The sequence below is a fragment of the Sulfuricurvum sp. genome (genome assembly GCF_028713855.1).
Taxonomy (GTDB): Bacteria; Campylobacterota; Campylobacteria; order Campylobacterales; family Sulfurimonadaceae; genus Sulfuricurvum.
In genome coordinates this window covers 32,431-51,452 of sequence record NZ_JAQTNN010000003.1, presented here as the reverse complement: position 1 = coordinate 51,452, position 19,022 = coordinate 32,431, and the positions used below count along the sequence as shown (strand labels likewise).

At 43.0% G+C, this 19,022-nt stretch carries 19 protein-coding genes; 9 read left to right on the top strand and 10 right to left on the bottom strand.

What is annotated here, in order from left to right; genetic code table 11:
• Positions 1-2: 2 nt before the first annotated feature.
• The 4 genes from PHI47_RS03685 to PHI47_RS03670 all read left to right on the top strand — a co-directional run bounded on the left by PHI47_RS03685 (position 3) and on the right by PHI47_RS03670 (position 4,313).
• Positions 3-1,691 carry a hydrogenase maturation protein gene (locus tag PHI47_RS03685; RefSeq protein WP_299933885.1) on the top strand — a complete coding sequence of 563 codons (1,689 nt, stop codon included), beginning with the start codon at positions 3-5 and terminating at the stop codon, positions 1,689-1,691.
• Entirely contained in the window at positions 1,684-2,025 is a 342-nt protein-coding gene (gene hypA / locus PHI47_RS03680) for a hydrogenase maturation nickel metallochaperone HypA (protein WP_299933883.1), read from the top strand. Before PHI47_RS03685 ends, hypA begins: the two co-directional genes overlap by 8 nt.
• 3 nt (positions 2,026-2,028) lie before the next feature.
• Positions 2,029-2,781 (top strand): DUF695 domain-containing protein, encoded by a 753-nt coding sequence (locus PHI47_RS03675; RefSeq protein ID WP_299933881.1) that lies wholly within the window; start codon positions 2,029-2,031, stop codon positions 2,779-2,781.
• Positions 2,782-2,882: 101 nt separating this feature from the next.
• Complete coding sequence (locus PHI47_RS03670; protein WP_299933879.1) at positions 2,883-4,313, top strand: FAD-dependent oxidoreductase; 1,431 nt, start codon at positions 2,883-2,885, stop codon at positions 4,311-4,313.
• On the opposite strand, the gene PHI47_RS03665 is transcribed toward PHI47_RS03670, so the two are convergent.
• Positions 4,297-5,502, bottom strand: coding sequence for a hypothetical protein (locus PHI47_RS03665; protein ID WP_299933877.1), 1,206 nt, complete (start codon positions 5,500-5,502; stop codon positions 4,297-4,299). The genes PHI47_RS03670 and PHI47_RS03665 overlap by 17 nt on opposite strands.
• A 75-nt stretch (positions 5,503-5,577) precedes the next feature.
• Between PHI47_RS03665 and pepN the strand changes: the two genes are divergently transcribed.
• Complete coding sequence (gene pepN / locus PHI47_RS03660; protein ID WP_299933875.1) at positions 5,578-8,181, top strand: aminopeptidase N; 2,604 nt, start codon at positions 5,578-5,580, stop codon at positions 8,179-8,181.
• Positions 8,182-8,193: 12 nt separating this feature from the next.
• Here the strand turns inward: pepN and PHI47_RS03655 are convergent, their stop codons facing one another.
• Genes PHI47_RS03655 through PHI47_RS03645 form a run of 3 tightly spaced genes read right to left on the bottom strand, consistent with a single transcriptional unit; the run spans position 8,194 to position 9,387 of the window.
• Positions 8,194-8,574 (bottom strand): hypothetical protein, encoded by a 381-nt coding sequence (locus PHI47_RS03655; RefSeq protein ID WP_299933873.1) that lies wholly within the window; start codon positions 8,572-8,574, stop codon positions 8,194-8,196.
• A 3-nt stretch (positions 8,575-8,577) separates the two neighbouring features.
• Complete coding sequence (locus tag PHI47_RS03650) at positions 8,578-9,003, bottom strand: NifB/NifX family molybdenum-iron cluster-binding protein (RefSeq protein WP_299933871.1); 426 nt, start codon at positions 9,001-9,003, stop codon at positions 8,578-8,580.
• Between the two features lie 9 nt (positions 9,004-9,012).
• A complete protein-coding gene (locus PHI47_RS03645) occupies positions 9,013-9,387 on the bottom strand; it encodes a NifB/NifX family molybdenum-iron cluster-binding protein (RefSeq protein ID WP_299933868.1) in 375 nt (124 codons plus the stop codon).
• Positions 9,388-9,571: 184 nt separating this feature from the next.
• Here PHI47_RS03645 and PHI47_RS03640 point away from each other — a divergent pair, with 184 nt between their 5' ends.
• On the top strand, positions 9,572-10,198 hold the full coding sequence (locus PHI47_RS03640; protein ID WP_299933866.1) for a DUF134 domain-containing protein: 627 nt from the start codon (positions 9,572-9,574) through the stop codon (positions 10,196-10,198).
• Between the two features lie 15 nt (positions 10,199-10,213).
• On the opposite strand, the gene PHI47_RS03635 is transcribed toward PHI47_RS03640, so the two are convergent.
• The 6 genes from PHI47_RS03635 to PHI47_RS03610 form a co-directional block, all read right to left on the bottom strand.
• Positions 10,214-10,603: a cytochrome c gene (locus PHI47_RS03635; RefSeq protein ID WP_299933864.1), complete on the bottom strand. Its 390-nt coding sequence runs from the start codon at positions 10,601-10,603 to the stop codon at positions 10,214-10,216.
• 198 nt (positions 10,604-10,801) lie between these two features.
• Positions 10,802-11,191 carry a DUF6858 family protein gene (locus PHI47_RS03630; protein WP_299933862.1) on the bottom strand — a complete coding sequence of 130 codons (390 nt, stop codon included), beginning with the start codon at positions 11,189-11,191 and terminating at the stop codon, positions 10,802-10,804.
• A gap of 42 nt (positions 11,192-11,233) precedes the next feature.
• Positions 11,234-12,403 carry an FAD-dependent oxidoreductase gene (locus PHI47_RS03625; RefSeq protein WP_299934309.1) on the bottom strand — a complete coding sequence of 390 codons (1,170 nt, stop codon included), beginning with the start codon at positions 12,401-12,403 and terminating at the stop codon, positions 11,234-11,236.
• 344 nt (positions 12,404-12,747) lie between these two features.
• Positions 12,748-14,175, bottom strand: a complete 1,428-nt coding sequence (locus PHI47_RS03620; protein ID WP_299933860.1) for an FAD/NAD(P)-binding oxidoreductase — start codon at positions 14,173-14,175, stop codon at positions 12,748-12,750.
• A gap of 9 nt (positions 14,176-14,184) precedes the next feature.
• Positions 14,185-15,615, bottom strand: coding sequence for a DUF3373 family protein (locus tag PHI47_RS03615; RefSeq protein WP_299933858.1), 1,431 nt, complete (start codon positions 15,613-15,615; stop codon positions 14,185-14,187).
• 117 nt (positions 15,616-15,732) lie between these two features.
• Positions 15,733-16,065 carry a cytochrome C gene (locus PHI47_RS03610; RefSeq protein ID WP_299933856.1) on the bottom strand — a complete coding sequence of 111 codons (333 nt, stop codon included), beginning with the start codon at positions 16,063-16,065 and terminating at the stop codon, positions 15,733-15,735.
• A 358-nt stretch (positions 16,066-16,423) separates the two neighbouring features.
• On the opposite strand from PHI47_RS03610, the gene PHI47_RS03605 reads away from it, so the two are divergent.
• The 3 genes from PHI47_RS03605 to PHI47_RS03595 are packed head-to-tail and all read left to right on the top strand — an operon-like array spanning position 16,424 to position 18,961.
• The gene (locus PHI47_RS03605) at positions 16,424-17,893 is read left to right on the top strand and encodes an FAD-dependent oxidoreductase (protein ID WP_299933854.1); all 1,470 of its coding nucleotides are present in this window, start codon (positions 16,424-16,426) and stop codon (positions 17,891-17,893) included.
• 35 nt (positions 17,894-17,928) lie between these two features.
• The gene (locus PHI47_RS03600; RefSeq protein WP_299933852.1) at positions 17,929-18,096 is read left to right on the top strand and encodes a hypothetical protein; all 168 of its coding nucleotides are present in this window, start codon (positions 17,929-17,931) and stop codon (positions 18,094-18,096) included.
• A 55-nt stretch (positions 18,097-18,151) separates the two neighbouring features.
• Entirely contained in the window at positions 18,152-18,961 is an 810-nt protein-coding gene (locus PHI47_RS03595) for a peptide deformylase (protein WP_299933850.1), read from the top strand.
• Positions 18,962-19,022 lie beyond the last annotated feature (61 nt).

Below are 19,022 nucleotides of genomic sequence, written 5' to 3'. Positions count from 1 at the left end.
CGTTGCGTATTTTATTGGTGGTCAGTGCTTTTAATTCACTATCGCAGAGAGTATTTTGTCATCTCAGAGATCGGGGTGAACAGGTCGGAATCGCTTTTGCGATCACCGAAGAACAGCTCATCACCGAAACGGAAGCATTTCTCCCCGATATTATCATCGCCCCGTTTTTAAAGAAGAGAATCCCGGAAACGATCTGGAGTACGATATCGACGTTTATCGTCCATCCGGGGATTGCCGGAGATCGCGGTGCCCATGCGCTGGATTGGGCCATTTTGAACCAATCCTCTGAGTGGGGAGTGACGATACTGCGCGCCAACGGCGAGTACGATGCGGGGGATATTTACGCCCACGGGACATTTGCTATGCCGCAGGGAAGCAAAGCGTCGATTTACCGTAACGAAACAACAGCTTTATCGATACGGTTGGTGGATGAATTGTTGAGGGTAGTCAATGATCTGACATTTATTCCGATAGCTCAACACTCAGAGAGCTTGAGCGGCTCGGCACACAGAGCAATGACACAGAGCGATCGTCGGATCGATTGGGAAAACGACACGACCGAGGAGATTCTCACCAAAATCCGATCCGCCGACAGCCATCCGGGTGTTCTCGATACTATCTTAGGATTGGAGTGCACCCTTTATGGTGTTCATCGTGAGGGGCGGCTTCGCGGGGGGATCAAAGAGATTTTGGCCAAGCGCGAGGGGGCAATTTGTCTAGGGACGAAGGATGGAGCGATCTGGATTACCCATCTCAAAGAGCGTCATCTCCCCAGTATCAAACTCCCCGCAACGTATGTTCTCAAAGATCGGCTCAAAGGGGTGATGGAAGATCGATTGCCGCTGTTTGTCGATCCGACCATGGAGACGTTCAAAGAGATTACTTATGTTGAGCGCGATGAGATCGGGTATCTCGGATTTGATTTTCATAACGGTGCGATGGGTGCCCATCAGTGTGTTCGATTGAAATACGCGTTCGATCATCTGAAACAATCGGGGATTAAACTACTTGTATTGACGGGGGGAGAAGCGTTTTTTTCCAACGGCATCCATCTGAACATCATGGAAGATTCAAAAAAATCGGATGAAGACGGATGGTCGAATATCCATTCGATGAACGAAGTGGTCAAATCGATTTTATTGTGCGATGAGGTGCTTACTGTGAGTGCCCTGCGACGTAATGCTGGGGCAGGCGGAGTCTTTTTGGCTCTTGCTGTCGATTTGGTTGTTGCGCGCGAAGGGGTTGTTCTCAATCCCCATTATCAAACCCTCGGGCTTCACGGGAGCGAGTATTGGACGTATACTCTGCCTCGCCGTGTCGGAGAGGAAAAGGCTCAGGAGTTGACCGAGAGCTGTTTACCGATCAGTGCCGTGCATGCAGAGGCTATCGGTTTGGTTGACACGGTTTTATCGGAAAATGATGAAGCTTATTTACAAGAGCTTCATCTGTATTGCAAGGGGCTGTGTGACGATGAAGATCGTTATTATGAGCTTTTGGACGCCAAACGTCAAAAAATAAATCACACTTCTTTTGTGGAGGAGATTCAGCGTCACCGCGAGGCGGAGCTTGAGCAGATGTATCCGAGTTTTTATGATTCTCTCAGCGATTTTAACCGTCTGCGCAAAGATTTCGTTTACAAGCTTTGTCCGATACAGACCCCAAATTATTTAAAAGGAGACCATTATGCATGAATATTCGATCGTGCAGGCACTGTTAACCCAGTGCGAGGATATAGCACGTGAAAATGAAGCCGAATCGGTAAGCAAAATCATCGTTAAAATTGGCAAAATGTCGGGCGTAGAACCTCATTTGCTGGAGATTGCGTTTAATACATTCAAAGAGAAGACGGTGTGTGACGGTGCCGATTTTGTGTTGAATGTACAGCCGTTGGTGATCGAGTGTAAAGCCTGTGGTGTACAGACAACGTTGGAAGAGATTTTTTATAAATGTCCTGCTTGTGAAAGTTTGGATGTCAAAGTAATCGATGGTGAAGATATGTATTTAATGACCTTGGAAATGGAGTAGAAGATGCAAGAATATTGGGAATTGTATATGAAAACAATCGATGGCAATATTGCCTCGGTTTTAGTGAATGCGGGGATTTCAGCTGATCTGCCGAGTGAGGATAAATTCACTGTCGGATTTATCAAACTCGCTATGAAAGCCCCGAACGATAAAGGACTTATTTCAGAAAATGAAGAAGCCCAACTCAGTTTTATCGAAGATAAAATCGAGATGGAGTCGCTGCGTTACCGTATTGGAAGTTATGTAGGTAAGATCGTCTCTAACGGTGAGATGACGTTTATCTATTATCTCAAACACGATTTTGAATGGCCGGATATGGTTCAAATGGCGATGAAAGAGTTCACTGATTACAGTTATGAATACGGTTCTAAAATGGACAGTGAATGGGAGATTTATTATAAACTCCTGTTTCCGACCCCTATCGAATGGCAGATGATTCAAAATCATAAAGTGTGTGATCATATGCAAACACAGGGTGATTCGCTTCACTTACCGAGGGCGATTGAGCATAAAGCGTATTTTGAAACGAGTGAACAGCGCGATGCTTTTATCCTTGTAATCGAATCTGAATCATTTAATGTAAAAGAACTTATCGATGCTAATGAAAACACCTCGATGATAGGGCTTAGTTTTTATCGCCAAGATAAACCTTTTTATTATGATATTGACAGTTTAACGCTGCATCTGATTGATCTATCGGTTCAAAATGGCGGAGCGTATGATGGCTGGGAAACCAGTGTCGTAAAAATTTCGTAATAATTCGCTGAAACCCTATTCACTTTTAAGAAAGTTTAATCTAATCACGGTAATAATGTGGGTAAGAACGTCTCACATAAATATCAAAAAAGGGGTTAATAATGAATACGGAAGAAATTATGAAAAAGATCAAAGAACACGAAGGGTTATCACGTCGTGATGCTCTAAAGATGATGGCTCTTTCCCCGGTAGCCGCATCGGTACTGGCCGGTACGGCAGCTCCTGCAACACTCGAAGCATCCTCCTCCAATGCAGTAGGTAAAATTGTGATTGTCGGCGGAGGTTCAGGGGCATTGATGGTGCTTGCCCGTTTACGCCGAGCATTGTCTAAGCCCGATATCACGATTATCGCGCCCAATGAAAAACATGTCTATCAGCCGGGTCAGATTTTTGTCGCGGCAGGTGAATATGAGCCTGAAGATATTATTTTTGATAATACCGGATACATCGGAGACGATGTAACATGGATCAAAGACGAAGTTGCCACGTTCGATCCCGATAACAATAAATTAACCACCAAAAAAGGGACAATTGTCGATTACGATTATCTTGTGGTTGCGGCCGGAGTCCAATACCATTATGAACAAATCGAGGGGCTGAGTGTCGATATGCTTGGTAAAAATGGTATTGCGAGTGTCTATCAAAGTGACCTTGCCGCAGGAACGGCGGAGGGAGCAACCATTACCCGTGATTGGTTCAATGCACTTCATGAAGCGGCAAAAACCTCCAAACCCCGTGTTATCTGCACACAGCCTTCCACTCCGCTTAAATGCGGCGGTGCACCGCAAAAAATTCTTTATCTCAGCGATGATTTCCTCAAGCGTGACAAACTAACCGCAGATTTTATTTTTGCGACTGCGGGTGAAAAGCTTTTTGCTCTTCCTGAAATTGATGCAGCTATCCATAAAGTACAAAAAGGGTACGGCAATATTACCAATAAATTCTCTCATAATCTGATCCGAATCGATGCAGAGAAGAAAATAGCGACGTTCCATCATAAGTACCAAGAAAAGGGTGCGTTTGATAAAGAGTACAACGAATATGAGATGATTGATAAAGAAGAAGAGGTAGATATGGAATATGATTTTATCCACATCTCCCCTCCGACGGCAGCGGTTGATGCGGTTGCTAACTCGTTGCTCGGATGGCAAAAAGGGACAGCTAAAGGGTGGCTTGAAGTGGATCGTGAGACGCTCCAGCACCGCCGTTATAAGAATGTCTTCGGTATCGGAGACGTATGCGGCATTCCGGTCGGAAAAACAGGAGGAAGTGCACGTCACCAAGGACCGATTGTGGTTGGGAATTTGATCTCGGTTATGGAGAAAAAAGAGCTGACATTGAAATTTGACGGTTATACCGTCTGTCCGCTCAAAGTTTCATACGGTCAGATTATTATGGCAGAGTTTAACTATGACGGTTTAGCACCATCCTTTCCTCTCGATCCGGCACAGCCGCGCTGGGTGTGGTGGGCATTTGACTTGTATATGCTTCAGCCGATGTACCGTTATTTGATGCTCAACGGATTGATGTAATCGATATCTCCTCGGGAGTAATCCCGTAGGATTTAAGCAGTAGTGCCGCACTGTTCACATCGCCCTTCTCCAGTTTGAGAGAAGCGGCATAAATTCTCCCTAGCATTCCCGTATGCGTTATAAGTGCATCTTCGATTTCACGGTTTGGATGAAGCGTTTGGAGCAGGCTCTCCATCGGAACGTTCATCAGTCCCTCCAATAACGAAAGCATTGCTATAAGTTGAATTTGTTCTAATTGATTTTCAGTGGGATAAGGGGTACATTTCTCCAATAATGAGATCATTCGATCAATTCGATTTTGGGCAAACACGGCATGAGAATTTTTTTCATCGATTGCTCTGGTCCCCGATTTGGAATATATGATCAGCAACAGCCACTGCATGAGAGAGCTTTTGCCGAAACGTTCGATAATATCTCGTATAGAAATGGCCCCTTCAATGTATTCCGGATGGGCTGAACGGAGAAATTGGAACAGCTGCAGTGTGAGGATACCCTGATATTTAAAAGAGTCACATACCTCTTCCATCGGAGCATTATCTTGAAGCAGTGTAAAAAGCTCCATAACATCCATGTACTGCGGATCAATCCGCTTTTGAGTTATGACATGCGCATGAGCAAAATAGAACCCTTGAAAATACTCAAAACCCAGTTGCTCATACGCTTCGGCCATTTCATAAAATTCTACTTTTTGGGCGATGAGTTTCATTTTGCCATATGGATTGGGAGAAAATGAAAACTGCTCGATATCGGTTTGTGTCACATCAAATTTTGCGAATTCGATATAGGGGAAGAGAGGCATAAAGGCTTCGAGGTAGTGTGGATTAAAAGATGCATTGTCCAAAGCAAACCGATGCCCAAGTGAGTGAAAATGGCGAATAGCTTCATGAATACGGGCCGTGATCTTCATTGTTTCCGAGAGTTCGAAGACAAATTTCTCTTTGGGTAGGGTACGCAGGATATCAGTCAGCAGCAACGGCCCGTCTGTATTGATAAAGGCTAACGTATCTCCGAATGCCGAAGTAGACCCGATTTGGTTGAGAAGATTGACCAATACTGATGCAGTAGCATGTCTCGGATCATCGATGACACACTCTCCATAACTGTCGCGATAAAAGAATTCATAGCCGATAATGCTCTCTGATCGGTCTAAAATAGGCTGCCGGGCAAGATTAAGAGTGTTGTGCATCATTGTGACTTTATATTTTAATGTCTTAAGTGTAGCGTAATTTGAGTATTATTTCAAAAAACAATAGATGGATTAAGCATGCAAGATCATAAAACGATTTATTTTAAAGATTATTTACCCAGCCCTTATAGTGTTGTCTCCTGTGCACTTGAATTTATTATTGAAGAGAGTTCGACACGGGTTGAGAACATTATGGAGATTAAAAGATGCGATCCCAATGCAAAAGAGTTGAGACTCGATGGAGAGATGCTCGATTTAGAACTTATTTGGGTGAATGATATTCTCTACTGCGAAGAGATGTATACTAAAACCGAAGAGGCTTTGATCCTTCCACTGGATTGCAATAGTGCCCGTATTCGGATCATTAATCGCATTTATCCGGATCAAAATACCGCGTTAGAGGGATTGTACCGTTCTGGCGGTATTTGGTGCACCCAAAACGAACCGGAAGGGTTTCGCCGCATCACCTATTTTATCGACCGACCCGACGTAATGGCAAAATTTACTACTAAAATCATTGCCAACAAAGAAACGTGTCCCGTATTGCTCAGTAACGGGAATTTACGCGGTACGGCGACGTTGGAGAATGGTAAACATATGTCTCTTTGGGAAGATCCTATCCCAAAACCGTGTTACTTGTTTGCTCTCGTAGCAGGAGATTTGGGTTCTATTACGGATACATTTATTACGATGAGCGGGAAAAAGGTCGATTTGGCGATCTACTGTGATCGAGGCAATGAAAACAAGTGTCACCATGCGATGCGCAGCTTGAAAAAATCGATGGAATGGGATGAATATACCTACGGATGCGAATACGATCTGGAAGTCTATAACATTGTGGCCGTAGACAGTTTCAATATGGGAGCGATGGAAAACAAAGGGCTCAATATTTTCAACTCCCATTATGTACTAGCGGATGAAGAGACGGCAACGGACACTGATTTTATGGGGATCGAGAGTGTGATTGCTCATGAGTACTTTCATAACTGGACCGGAAACCGTATCACATGCCGAAATTGGTTTGAGTTGACACTCAAAGAGGGGCTTACGGTTTTTAGGGACCAATCTTTCAGTGCCGATATGAATTCAGAGCTGACTCAGCGTCTGGATGATGTTCGTGCTTTGCGTGAACGTCAATTTGTCGAAGATGCCGGTCCCACTTCCCATCCGATCAAACCGGATCATTATATGGAGATCAATAACTTTTATACCGCAACCGTTTACGAAAAGGGTGCGGAAGTGATTCGAATGATGCATACATTGTTAGGACGCGAACGGTTTCGGACGGCAATGGATCGATATTTTGAGAATTTTGACGGACAAGCGGTAGGAACGGAAGAATTTTTATGGGCAATGGAGACACAAAGTCCGGTTGATTTGACCCAGTTCAAACGATGGTACTCCCAAGAGCGCACTCCGACCCTCAGAATTTCGGTGCAATACCGTCCGGATTCCGCTGAACTGGTGATGAAAATCATTCAGAATGTTCCGAAAAATGCCCAAAATAAGGAACAGCTTCCGTATGCGATGCCGTTTAAAATGGCTCTTTTAGCTCCCGATGGGAGTGAATATCCTCTGATAAGCGATGATATAACTCTCTTGCACGAGAATGTACTATGGATTGAAAATCAAATACATGAGATTTGTTTTAAAGAGATTTCCCAGCCGCCTCGCCTCTCTTTAAATCGCGGGTTCAGTGCACCGGTCATCATTGAATGCGACACAATCGATTACCCGTTTTTGATGGCAAATGAGCGTGACGGATTTGTCCGTTTCGAAGCGGCACACCGTTTTGGAATTGAAACATTGGAATCCATGATGGCGGGCAATGCGGTTAACGAACACTATATCGAGAGTTACGGTGCCATGTTGTGCGATCCGACAGTCGATCCGATGTTTAAATCCCAAATATTAGAACTTCCGACCATCACCACTTTGATGCAGCGTCAGGAAATTATCGATGTAGCGGCAATCGTGAAGGTTCAGGAGGAATTGAAGCGGGTGATTGCGAGACGTTATTTCACCGAATTGCAAACTATGATTAATGCCTTATTTGATCCGTCCAATGTTTTGATCGATGGTGAAAGTATGGGGAAACGCGCTCTCAAAAATCGATTGTTGGGGCTTGTAATGAGTTTGGATGAGGAATCGATCCGATACTTGTGTATACGCCAATATCGAGAATCGCTTTCCATGAGTGACCGTTTAAGTGCCCTTGATCTACTGGAAAACTATGCTCCAAATGATGTTGGCGAAGCGTTAAATGATTTCTATAGCCGCTATAAAGACCAAACGCTGGTCATGAACAAATACTTCGGTGTTTGTGCCTCATCTCGTCGAGAGGGGACTCTCGGACGCGTTTGGGCATTGCAAAATGATCCTGCATATGATCCTAAAGTCCCTAATCTTGTCCGAGCGTTGATCGGTTCGTTTGCCCGAAATCCGGTCGCTTTTTATGAGGTAAGCGGTGAAGGGTTTAGATTTGTAGCGGACAAAGTGATCGAGATCGATGCGCTTAATCCGCAGATCGCTTCGGGTCTTGCTGGGGCATTTAAAAATTACGGGAAACTTTCCGTCCTGCAAAAAGCGCAGATGGCGATGGAATTAGAGCGGATCAAAAACCATCCGGATCTTTCGAATAATGTATTTGAGATTATTACAAAGATTTTAGAAGCAGAGTAAACGCAACAATGTTCACCATTTCAACTGCTGGATAAGGTGATCGTAAACTTGCTGAATTTTATCGCTGTCAGGAGAGCCTTTATAATCCATTTGTGCACGTGCGACAGTCGTATTTTGATCCTTGATCGTGATGCGGATATATCCGTCAAAATCGGACCCCAATGATTTGCTTTGGGCATTGGTGCAGTGCGCGCTGTGGATATAGACTTCTGCTGTGTATTTTCCCTTTGGATCGTCTTTAAAGCCGCTTTTTAACGAACCGCTATCGATGATATGCAGTGAGGAAGGCGGATGGTTGATTGCATTGCGATCATTAATCTCTGTAAAGATCTCCCGTTCCAAACACCCGCTTAACGCGAGTGCACAGAAAAAGAAAAAGAGGTTTTTTCTCATGCGTTACGCGTGTGAGTGCTGAGTGCAGCAAGTGTGACCATGGGAGTGAGAATGTCCGTGAGTTTCTCCGTGATGGTCATGTTCCCCCAAGAGGGAATCAAAGTTGTCCGAAGTTACCTCTGCGAGCTCATTGGCATAAAAAAGCTTTAGGGCATCGCTTATTGTCAATCGCTCTTCTCCTGCAAAATAGACTTTGATTCCATAGCTTTTCAAGAGGGCGAACGGGTTTAATCCCAAATGGGAAGTGATGAGAACATCGACATTGTTCGCAATGAGGGTGCGGGCGACGTCACGTCCTCCGAGTTGTTCCATTTTGATGACATCGATCTGTGTTGCATCGGTCGCAAAAGCAAAAAATTTGGCGTTCCCGAAAAGGGGAGCGAGGGCAGCGTCGAGGGATGATGTTCTAATCGGCATGGCGATAATCATAATAAATCCTTAATGGTGTGAGCAGCTCATATCAGGCTGCATGAGGGTAAGCTGATTGGCTAGAAAAGCGTTCAGCGATTGTTCGACACTCACGGAAATGTTGTCGTGATACACCGCTAACCCTTTTCGTGCAAATCCTTGCAACGGCGAACCGCCTATTCCTGATACGATCAGGGCATCGGCTCCGAGAATACAGATATTTTCGACGGCACCGCCGCATCCGCTGCTTTTGTGCCCTTCGTTTTTAACGACGAGAACATCCACGGTTTTCCCTTCGGGACTCAGTTCAACAACGGTATAAAAGTTGGCTCTGCCGAAATGGGCGTCCCGTTTTGAGAGAAGCCCTTGGTGTTCATTGGTAGGAAAGACTATTTTTCTATTCATAGTGAAACTCCTTATGTAAAATATCTGGAGATAATTTAACATATGTAAAATTAAAATGATATTAATGGTAGCTTATAAAGAGTATAAGTTGTATTATATTGATGATTATTCCCTATTTGAAGGCTTCAGAAACTGTTTGGGTTAAAATGACTATAATTAACATATGTAAACAATAGGAAATACGATGAAGACCGGTAAAAAACGCAACATTACCTTTAAACCCACGTGCTTTTCATTCGGCCCTTTAACGCAAGCTCCCAAAGAGATGATGCAGTTGCGTGATGATGAACTCGAAGCGCTTTATCTCGCCGATTTCAAAGCGCTCTATCATGAAGAGTGTGCACAGGCGTTAGGGGTATCGCGTCCGACGTTTGCCAAGCTGATCAAGCAGGCCCGCAAAAAAATGGTAGAGATGATAATGTACGGCAAAGGGATCGAGCTCATACGGGAACCTCATAGTTTTACCCTTGTATTTCCTACCGATGATCGTATTTCTGTCCACCCTTATTTCCTGGTAGCAAAATACTTTGCATTTGCCAAAGTAGAAGATGGGGTTATCGGATCAATTACTTATAAAGAGAATCCCATTTATAAAGAGCTTTTCCAAAGCAAAAAAGAGATTGTCAATGACGAGAGTGCCAAAGGATTGGCGGCAGGCCGGATCATTCCACCCCTTTTAGAAGACGCAAACATTTTAGTAGCGCGAACATTGGGCGATGGAATACGTCGCAATATAGAAGGAATGGGGATAAGCATTGCCCTAACCGCAACCAGCGATCTTGATGCGGTGGTTGCAGAGCTTATAGTCTGAAAAAGCTGTTAGAGTTTATTTTCCATACCCATAATTGTCATAAAGATACCCAGCGATAGAGGTTGCTTCTTCTTTGGTTAAATTTCCTTTTTGCGAGGGCATAAGACCGAAACGATCGATCGATTGTTTCATACAGAGTGCTTTGGCCGCTGTGGGGTCAAAGATGTAGTCGACGATGAATTTCACCGCTTCGGGTTTGGCAGTTTTAACATCTTTTACATGGGTCATCACTCCCATAATCGGCGGAGCGATCATCGTATTCATTTCTTCAAATGAGGGTCTTTGTTTTAGATGGCATGCAGCACATTTTTCCTCAAATAAAATCGATCCTTTTTCCTGAGCCATTACACTCACAGCTGCGAAGGAAAAGAGAAGCAGACTTACACTGAACAGGCGTGATTTCATAATAAATCCTCCATAAATAATCTAGTATTCATTCTAATGTAGTTTAAATTAACTTATTATTAATATAATAATAAATAAATAATATATTTTTTAATAGACATGAAGAGAGTAAAGAGATGGTAAGAATTGAAATCCCCGGAATGGATATATTGGAAATTGAACATTTGATTTTGGACTATAATGGGACAATAGCGACCCTCAGGAATTGATAATTCCTTTGACCCACCCCTCCATCGTCTCATTGATCGCATACATAGGAGCTTCCAAAAAGGTAATGACAAAGTTCTCACCCATATCGCACACTCCGATAGAACGGGGGCGTGGTGCCATCATTTCAGGTCTTGGGAGTTTCTGACCGAAACAAAAGACAACCATCTTTGCCGCTTTCATTGCAGGGTTGATTTCTCCATCGAGCCCCTCTGTATGTGCATAGTGGTCAAATTCACCGATGTAAGCGGCAACCGGATTGGATGCGATTTGTTCTTTGAGATAGTTGATGATTAGATCAACATCAGAGTACATGGACTCATTTTTAGCGATTTCAAGAGTATAAATCGGGTATTTTTCCATAAAAATAGTTTGTTTCAACGTGTATTTCCTTAATGATAATTGATAGATTAGAAAAAATAGTTACATTCCCGGGATGCGGGGAATATATCCCATTTTCGACAGTTTGTAATACCACCCCCAAGCGATTTTCATCCAATGTCCAACAATCGGCATCGGAATCAGGGTCGCTTTTTTGTCATCGCGGTAAATGAATCCGGCACCGTTACCCATATCCATAACACAAAGGATATTGATGTGTTCTTTGTACCCTTTTGTTTCTCCCAATTTTAATTCATACTTTAGTGCGCTGTTATGCGCTGCATTTCGCGCCATAACTTCCGCAATGTGCCCTTGTTTTGCTTTCCAATCAGGTCCTTCGAGTGCGGCTGCATCGCCGATGGCGTACCATCCAGTTACCCCTTCGATCTCACAAAAATCGTTGATTCGGATAAAACCGGCACTGTTTTGAGGCAAATCAGACTCTTTGATAAAGCTGTGTGCGTCTCCTGCTGGGATAAACATCGTGAGATCGCTCTCCAACGTACTTCCATCTTCAAACACGACAGAGTTTTCTTCAAATCGAGTGATCTTCTTTCCGTACCGGGAGTTAAATTTATTTCGTCGGAACATTGTTTCCATCATTTTGAGCGCTTTTTCTCCCATTCGTGCACCGGGACTTGCCATCGGAGCGAAAAAGGTCATTTCATAATTGTCACGAATTCCGAGTTTTTTGAGATGATGGTGGAGGTTGAAAAAAAGTTCAAACCCCGGGCCTCCGCGAACACCGCTTGGGTCGTTGGGATTACCGCCGAAACCGAATGCGATTTTTCCGCTGCCTTTTTTTACTAAAGCGTCAATTTTTTTCTTGAGGAGGAGTGATTGTTCCGGTGCACCGCAGATGGAAAGGGTATGCTCAATTCCTGTGTGTTTCATTTTACTTGCACCCGTTGCTATAACGAGATGTTCTACGGTACGACCCCCGCCATTTTCGAGCGTGATGATTTTTGCATCAGCATGGATAGAAATAACGCGGTCAACGGTAAGGGTAAATCCGTGACGTGCAGCAATCTTATCGAGAGAAAAAGCAACATCATCAAAACTGTTTGTCCCAACCGGGATCCAAATTGCAATGGGATAGATGAACACATAGCTTCGATCGCTGATGAGCTCAACTTCAAACCCCTCTTTGCGGTAATAAATGGCTGCTTCGACTCCGGCGATACCTCCACCGATGATAAGAACATTTTTCATCATTATTCCCTTATTATTATGATATACAAATAATAATTATTGCTTTTGCCTATCGACAAGAATTATAATACCAATGACGTTTAAAGTCAATAGTATAGTTTATTTATATCGTCAATTTTTTGAAGAGAAAAGCTTTTTGATGAAGGTTGTTATTGCACGCAGTATTAAAATAAGAGGGTAGAGGATAGCGGTATAAACCAGAGGGTGTAGGAAGTTTCCCCTCTCGTGCATATGTGTAAACCTAGTAAAAGGTTCACTTAGCAGATCAGGGTGAACAATAATGCTCAGTAATAGTGCAACAGCACTAAAAAGCAGTATTTCCCTGAGTAGCTTTTTTTTCATTGTTACATCAATCCCCGCATCATTAAATGCCAATACATCGGTTTGAGCATATAGAGATCAAATGCCCACCAACTCCATCGTTCTTCACCTACTGCGAGAGGAAATGATGGTGCTGCACCGAGATAGTTGAACTCAGCAAGGATAATTTTACCATACTGTGTTTTGAGGGGACACACCGTATATCCGTCAAACTTCTCAGTGAGGGCTTTTTTCTCCATTTGGGCAATAAGGTTTTTGACCATAATCGGACCGTGATGGCGTGCGCTTCCTCCTGTTTTGCCCAGAGGGATACCGCAAACGTCACCGATTCCGAAGACGTTTGGATATCGGGTGTGCTGCAGAGTCTCTTGGTCTACTTCAAGCCATCCTGCGGCTGTCCCTTTTTGCCATCCCAGTGGAGAATTTTTAACCGCGTCAGGGGCAGACATCGGAGGGACGATATGGATGAAATCGTATTCCAAAGGGACACGTTCAACGGTGGTAATAACCTCGTACTCTTCCAAATCTTCATCATACGCCCCTTTTGTCTCCACTTTGGTTTCGAAAGTAGCGATTTTTTTCTCGGCATCGATGGCAACGAGGTTGTGTTTGAATTTGTTGGTGATATTGCCATAGCGGGGTTGGACTACTTTGTTCAAGGTTTCATTGACAGCAGGGACACCGAAGAGTTTATCGCCATTCAATGCAAAGGTAAAGTCAGCGCTTAATTTGGCCTGTTTGAGATAATCATCTGCGAGATATAGAATTTTTTGCGGGGCTCCGCCGCATTTGATCGGAGTTGCGGGTTGGGTGCAGATGACACGAGGATTCCCTTTTTTAGCCGCTTCCTTGACATCATTGAACCATTTCCATGTGATAGGTCCGCCATCAGCTGTCCCCTTTTCGGCATTATTGAGATAAACGCTTGAAATACCGTTTTTGCCGATCATATCGGCAGTGAGACCTTCAATTTTTTCATAATGGTAGACGAGCCCTGTGGCGACAACGAGATAATCGTAGGGTACTTTTTTGCCTTTACGGGTGATGAGGGTGTTATTGTCCGGATCAAACGTAGCCACTTCGTCTTTAATCCATGTGACATCATCGGGAATCAGATCGAGGTTACTTCCGATGATATCTTCAGGCTCATATTCACCTGCCGCGACGAAAACTTGTCCCGGTTGGTAAATGTGCACTTCATTGGGGGCAATAATAGTGATGTCGGGATTGGAGAGGGCACTGCGCAAACGGGCCATTGCCATAATTCCTCCGGCACCGCCGCCGACGATAACGATTTTTCCTTTAGCATCGGATGCGGACACTTTTGTTGTGGTTGTCGAAGAGGCGAGAACACCCGCCGCGATAGGAGAAAGTCCCATAAATTTCAACGCGTCACGGCGGCTCATCCCCGATTGGGGTGGTTCAAATAGTTTTTGATCGAGTTTAGACACAGATGCTCCTTAATATTGATAGCGCACAAATGCACGAAGTTCTTGAGAATGATCTAGATTTGGGTATAAAGGATTGTCCCAATAACAGGTTGTGTTTGCTCGATAATGATGATCGAGATAGGTATATCGTAATTGCGCGGAGAGGTTCTTACCGACGATAGGTATGTTCCAATACCCCTCATACGCGTTACCCCGTGTAGCAATTTTGGAACCGATAGCAGTGTCTTCAGCCCATGTCATAGGACTCCAATATTTACTACCATAGTTATATTCGACTCCAAAGCGTCCGCCGTTCGTCATCATATCGGGGAACAGAAACCCTGCCCAAAAGCTATAGCCGGTTTGATTTTCAGTAGAACCGAGCATTCGGTAGCCGTTGTTAGGGTTTGTTGACGTCATCGCAATACTTGCAAATACGGTGGAATTGTCCAGAAAGTCAATATCCTCATTTAAACCGTCAAGCTGATAAGAAAGAGCTGCTAGGTGGGTTGTTCCTGAAGCCGTTTTAATGGCATTATCCGAAATACGTTCCCCTTTTGAATTCATAATCATCGAATATTGAGCCATGAGTTTATTTTGTCCATTATCATAAATAGACATTGGCAGTATGATAAAATCAACTTGATTATCTGCATCACTTGTATTGACATCAATATAAGGGGTAGGTGTATCTCTGTTTACCGGATCATGTGCACGGCCATAAACGACTTTCAGATATGAACCCGGTAAAAAAACTTTATCCAGATTGAACTGCATCATTGCGCCATCAATTTCCATGTTAGTGATATGAGCAAGCGGTGAACCGGTATCTTGTGTTCCCTCCCGGTGATTTGCTAAGAACCCATCTGTTGCGGCACGACGGCCCACGCTGGCATTGATTGGTACATCTGAATCTTGTCCGAATTTATAGACCAAATAAGCTTGGCGTAAACGTACAGTGACGTCATTAGGACGAGAACTTTCTTGCCAAATTTTATCTTCTGCAACATTGGTATCGGCTCCCCAATTATAATATGCGGCAAGTTGACCGTTGAAGAAAAGATTATCATTTACTTTTGAACCCATACCTAGCCAAAGACGATTAGTAAGGAGGGAAGGGTTGGAAAAGTTTTTACCTGCGAGCGAATCGGATACTCCGGTTCGTGTTTTCGCATTATCAGCGTATTGATATCCAATATTGTGGTAGGCACTTCTAAAGTCGATGTCCCATTTGATATTATCATTGGCACTTTGAGAATTAACTTTTGAGAGAATATCTCCTTGCGTGACTTGTGTCTCTTTGAGTTCTGTCTGGTTTTCTTGGACTATGCCTTGCGCTTTTTCAAGCTTCTCAATTTTTTGCATCAGCATATTAATTTGAGCTTGCATTGCCGCTTCATCGGCAAAGAGGCTTCCACTGACAACTGTTGCCACTACAATCGATAAAGAAATTTTCTTCATTCAACATCCTTGAAATTAAATAATTTTTGCGTTGTATTTAGCAATAACAAAAACAGGGCGAATATAAGACACTTAAGAAGATGAGGTAAACGACGAAAAAAATCGTCGTCTTAGTAATTAGCAATTAGGGATATTTCCGCTGTCTTTTGCATTTGTATGTACGAAATCGTACAAGTGTTCTTCCACTTTTTTGAATTTGTCACTTTCGATAAATTCTTTACCTGCCGGGCATGCTTCAATCATTTTTTTGTTTAAAGTTCCTGCTTTATAGGCTTTTTCCCAATCAGCTTGTTTAAATTTGGCCGCAAATACTGCACCTGTAAATCCGCAGCTTTCTTTGAGATTTTTTTGATAGAGTTTTTTACCTTTATCAGCATCTGCGGAAGCGGAGATGCTTAATACGCTCATAGAAAGTAGAGCAACTAGGGCAGTTTTAGTGAATGTTCTCATTTTAGAGTCCTTTTTATTGCATATTTGGATTGACCAGGTGTATAAAATTACCCAAATGGTCGATGCGGAGATAGTACCTTTTAGAATATAAAAATAATATAAAGTTAATTAAAATATTACATGACATTATAATTGCAAGTTTAACCGTAAAATAATGTTTTTTTATATTGTATTATAATGTATGATATGGGGATAGAAAACACGTATATTTTATTAAAACGTATTGTGAAGAAATGTAACACTGCCTGCTTTCGTGATATATTTAGTATAAAATACAAGGCTAATTTTAAGGATGTGATATAAATGTGATGTAATGGGGTTATAATCAACTTTTATGGAATTCATCTAAGGAGAAGATATGGCGAGATTAGTTGTCCTCGGCGGCGGAGTCGCCGGACATACTGCAGCAACATTTGCGGCAGATTGGCTCGGAAAAGAACATGAAGTGGTAGTCGTTACCCCAAACTCGAAATGGAACTGGATACCTTCCAATATTTGGGTAGGTGTCGGCGGAATGACAAAAGAGGACGTAACATTTGATCTTGCTCCTGTCTATGAAAAAGCGGGTATTACTTATAAACAAGCTAAAGCGGTTAGTCTTAATCCTGAGGGAAATGGAACAACGGATAAATCTTTTGTTACCATCGAATATACAGGACAAGGAAAAGCAGGTCAAAGCGAAGAGGTCACTTTTGATTATCTCATCAACGCTACCGGACCAAAACTAAATTTTGCAGCAACTCCGGGTCTTGGCGATGCTAACGGTTTAGGTGAGTTCACTGTTTCTGTATGTACTGCGGATCACGCGGATCATGCGGCTCATGAGCTTACAAAAATCATGGATAAAATGCGCAAAGGCGAACGTCAAAAAATCCTAATCGGTACAGGTCACGGTATGTGTACGTGCCAAGGTGCGGCATTCGAATATATTTTCAACGTTGAACATGAAATCCGAAAAGCGGGTCTTCGTGACATGGCCGATATCCAATGGATCTCCAATGAATCATTCATGGGTGACTTCGGAATGGGCGGATTGCACATGAAAGTGGGCGGTTACGTTGTCAGTTCACGTATCTTTACCGAGTCTTTATTTGCTGAACGCGGCGTAAACTATATTACAGGTGCGCATGTCAACAAAGTAGAAAAAGGTAAAGTTACCTATGAACTTCTCGACGGTACAACCGGGGAAGAGACATTTGACTTCTCAATGTTGATTCCACCGTTTGCCGGTGTAGGTCTTAAAGCCTATAACAAAGCGGGTGAAGATATTACCGATACTGTATTCGCACCGAACGGATTTATGAAAGTTGATGCTGACTATACGCCAAAACCATATGCTGAGTGGAAAGCGTCTGACTGGCCACGTACTTACCAAAATCCGACATTCAAAAACATGTTCGCAGCAGGGATTGCATTTGCACCTCCGCATATCATCTCTAAACCGATGAAATCACCGAACGGTACCGTTATCAACCCGACTCCTCCGCGTACTGGTATGCCAAGTGGTATCATGGGTAAAGCGGTAGCGCACAGTGTTTGCGATTTGATCAAAAAAGGTCCTAGCGCACACTTGCATGAAGCTTCTATGGCGGAAATGGGTGCGGCATGTGTTGCATCTGCCGGTAAAGGCTGGTTAGACGGGCAAGCGGCAGCAATGACTGTTTATCCGGTTGTTCCTGACTTTGAAAAATATCCTGGAACAGGCCGTGATACTGATTATACTTTCGGGGAAATCGGACTTGCAGGTCACTGGATCAAACACATCTTGCATTATTTGTTTATCTATAAAGCAAAACTAAAACCGTTCTGGAAAGTAATTCCGGAATAAATATCGATTTAAAAATAACGTAATAGGAGACTATAATGGCAGTAAAACCTGAAGAATTTAACTTCGCGAAAAGTGATCAATTTCATACCGCGATGATCCCTGGAAAATTTGCACGTGCTATGCGTACATGCAAAATTTGGCAGTTTATCCGCTTCGTAATCATCAATCTTAAAATGATTATCGTTGTGAGTAAAAGTCACTAACACATTTTCCGATGGCTTTCATGCCATCGAGATTTCTTTTTAAAGTTATCCGCAAATGGTTCAACCACTACTCAAATACCCTGACCCTAATATCCGCCTGATCTCGGCTAATGTCCGTTTCTTTAATGATGAACTTCATACTTGGATCACTGATATGATCGATACCATGAAGGCACATGAACTTGATGCTTTGAGTGCCATTTTCATCGGTGTCCAATACAGTATTATTGTCCTTAAAGAAGCTGATATCTACACACCCTATATCAATGCCAGATTGATTAAACACTCAGGAACCTCTACCAAGACAGAACGGAGTATCTATTATGAAGGGATCAGTGTTGATGTTGACCGTTATGAGAGTGTGACGGTTGTTTATGAAGACGAAAACGCTGAACCTCATTATCGTGATCTTTCCGGAGATCTTGCCCGTATTTTTCAGCAACAGATTGATTATTGTTTCGGCAGTACGTTTGTGGATCGTGTTGATAAAGAGATGAAGCAGAGGATTAATGATCATCTGGAACATGGTCTTGTTGCGGGAGGCGGATCCTGTCCAATTATTTTTTATCGCGATTATTTTAAACGTGGGGCAAAATATCTGATTTCATTTACCGCTTTGACTTTTGTTCTCCCTTTTTTTGTTTCACCGACGATTCGCGAATGGGTTTATCGTGTTGATATATACGTGTTGATTGCAATACCGTTATTGTTGCTTTCGTACTTTTTATACGCGCAGTATGAAGCCAAAGTGTATAAACAGTGTACGAGTTGTCAAACCGGTAATATTATCGGCACTACGGCAATTTTGCTTTTTCAATATGCAATTATCAGTTTGGGCGTTTTTCTCTGGGTTGCACCAAAATAATAAAATATTATAATTTTAACGGTTTTTGAGTATCATATTCGTAAAATTGATAAATGCTAAG

Excerpts from the sequence above, each read along its gene's own strand:
- PHI47_RS03640 (WP_299933866.1), top strand. The coding sequence starts at position 9,572 with ATGAAGACCGGTAAAAAACGCAACATTACCTTTAAACCCACGTGCTTT.
- PHI47_RS03655 (WP_299933873.1), bottom strand. The coding sequence starts at position 8,574 with ATGAGAAAAAACCTCTTTTTCTTTTTCTGTGCACTCGCGTTAAGCGGG.
- PHI47_RS03645 (WP_299933868.1), bottom strand. The coding sequence starts at position 9,387 with ATGAATAGAAAAATAGTCTTTCCTACCAATGAACACCAAGGGCTTCTC.
- PHI47_RS03625 (WP_299934309.1), bottom strand. The coding sequence starts at position 12,403 with ATGAAAAATGTTCTTATCATCGGTGGAGGTATCGCCGGAGTCGAAGCA.
- PHI47_RS03595 (WP_299933850.1), top strand. The coding sequence starts at position 18,152 with ATGGTTCAACCACTACTCAAATACCCTGACCCTAATATCCGCCTGATC.
- PHI47_RS03635 (WP_299933864.1), bottom strand. The coding sequence starts at position 10,603 with ATGAAATCACGCCTGTTCAGTGTAAGTCTGCTTCTCTTTTCCTTCGCA.
- PHI47_RS03600 (WP_299933852.1), top strand. The coding sequence starts at position 17,929 with ATGGCAGTAAAACCTGAAGAATTTAACTTCGCGAAAAGTGATCAATTT.
- PHI47_RS03665 (WP_299933877.1), bottom strand. The coding sequence starts at position 5,502 with ATGATGCACAACACTCTTAATCTTGCCCGGCAGCCTATTTTAGACCGA.
- PHI47_RS03670 (WP_299933879.1), top strand. The coding sequence starts at position 2,883 with ATGAATACGGAAGAAATTATGAAAAAGATCAAAGAACACGAAGGGTTA.
- hypA (WP_299933883.1), top strand. The coding sequence starts at position 1,684 with ATGCATGAATATTCGATCGTGCAGGCACTGTTAACCCAGTGCGAGGAT.
- PHI47_RS03605 (WP_299933854.1), top strand. The coding sequence starts at position 16,424 with ATGGCGAGATTAGTTGTCCTCGGCGGCGGAGTCGCCGGACATACTGCA.
- PHI47_RS03615 (WP_299933858.1), bottom strand. The coding sequence starts at position 15,615 with ATGAAGAAAATTTCTTTATCGATTGTAGTGGCAACAGTTGTCAGTGGA.
- pepN (WP_299933875.1), top strand. The coding sequence starts at position 5,578 with ATGCAAGATCATAAAACGATTTATTTTAAAGATTATTTACCCAGCCCT.
- PHI47_RS03610 (WP_299933856.1), bottom strand. The coding sequence starts at position 16,065 with ATGAGAACATTCACTAAAACTGCCCTAGTTGCTCTACTTTCTATGAGC.
- PHI47_RS03675 (WP_299933881.1), top strand. The coding sequence starts at position 2,029 with ATGCAAGAATATTGGGAATTGTATATGAAAACAATCGATGGCAATATT.
- PHI47_RS03650 (WP_299933871.1), bottom strand. The coding sequence starts at position 9,003 with ATGATTATCGCCATGCCGATTAGAACATCATCCCTCGACGCTGCCCTC.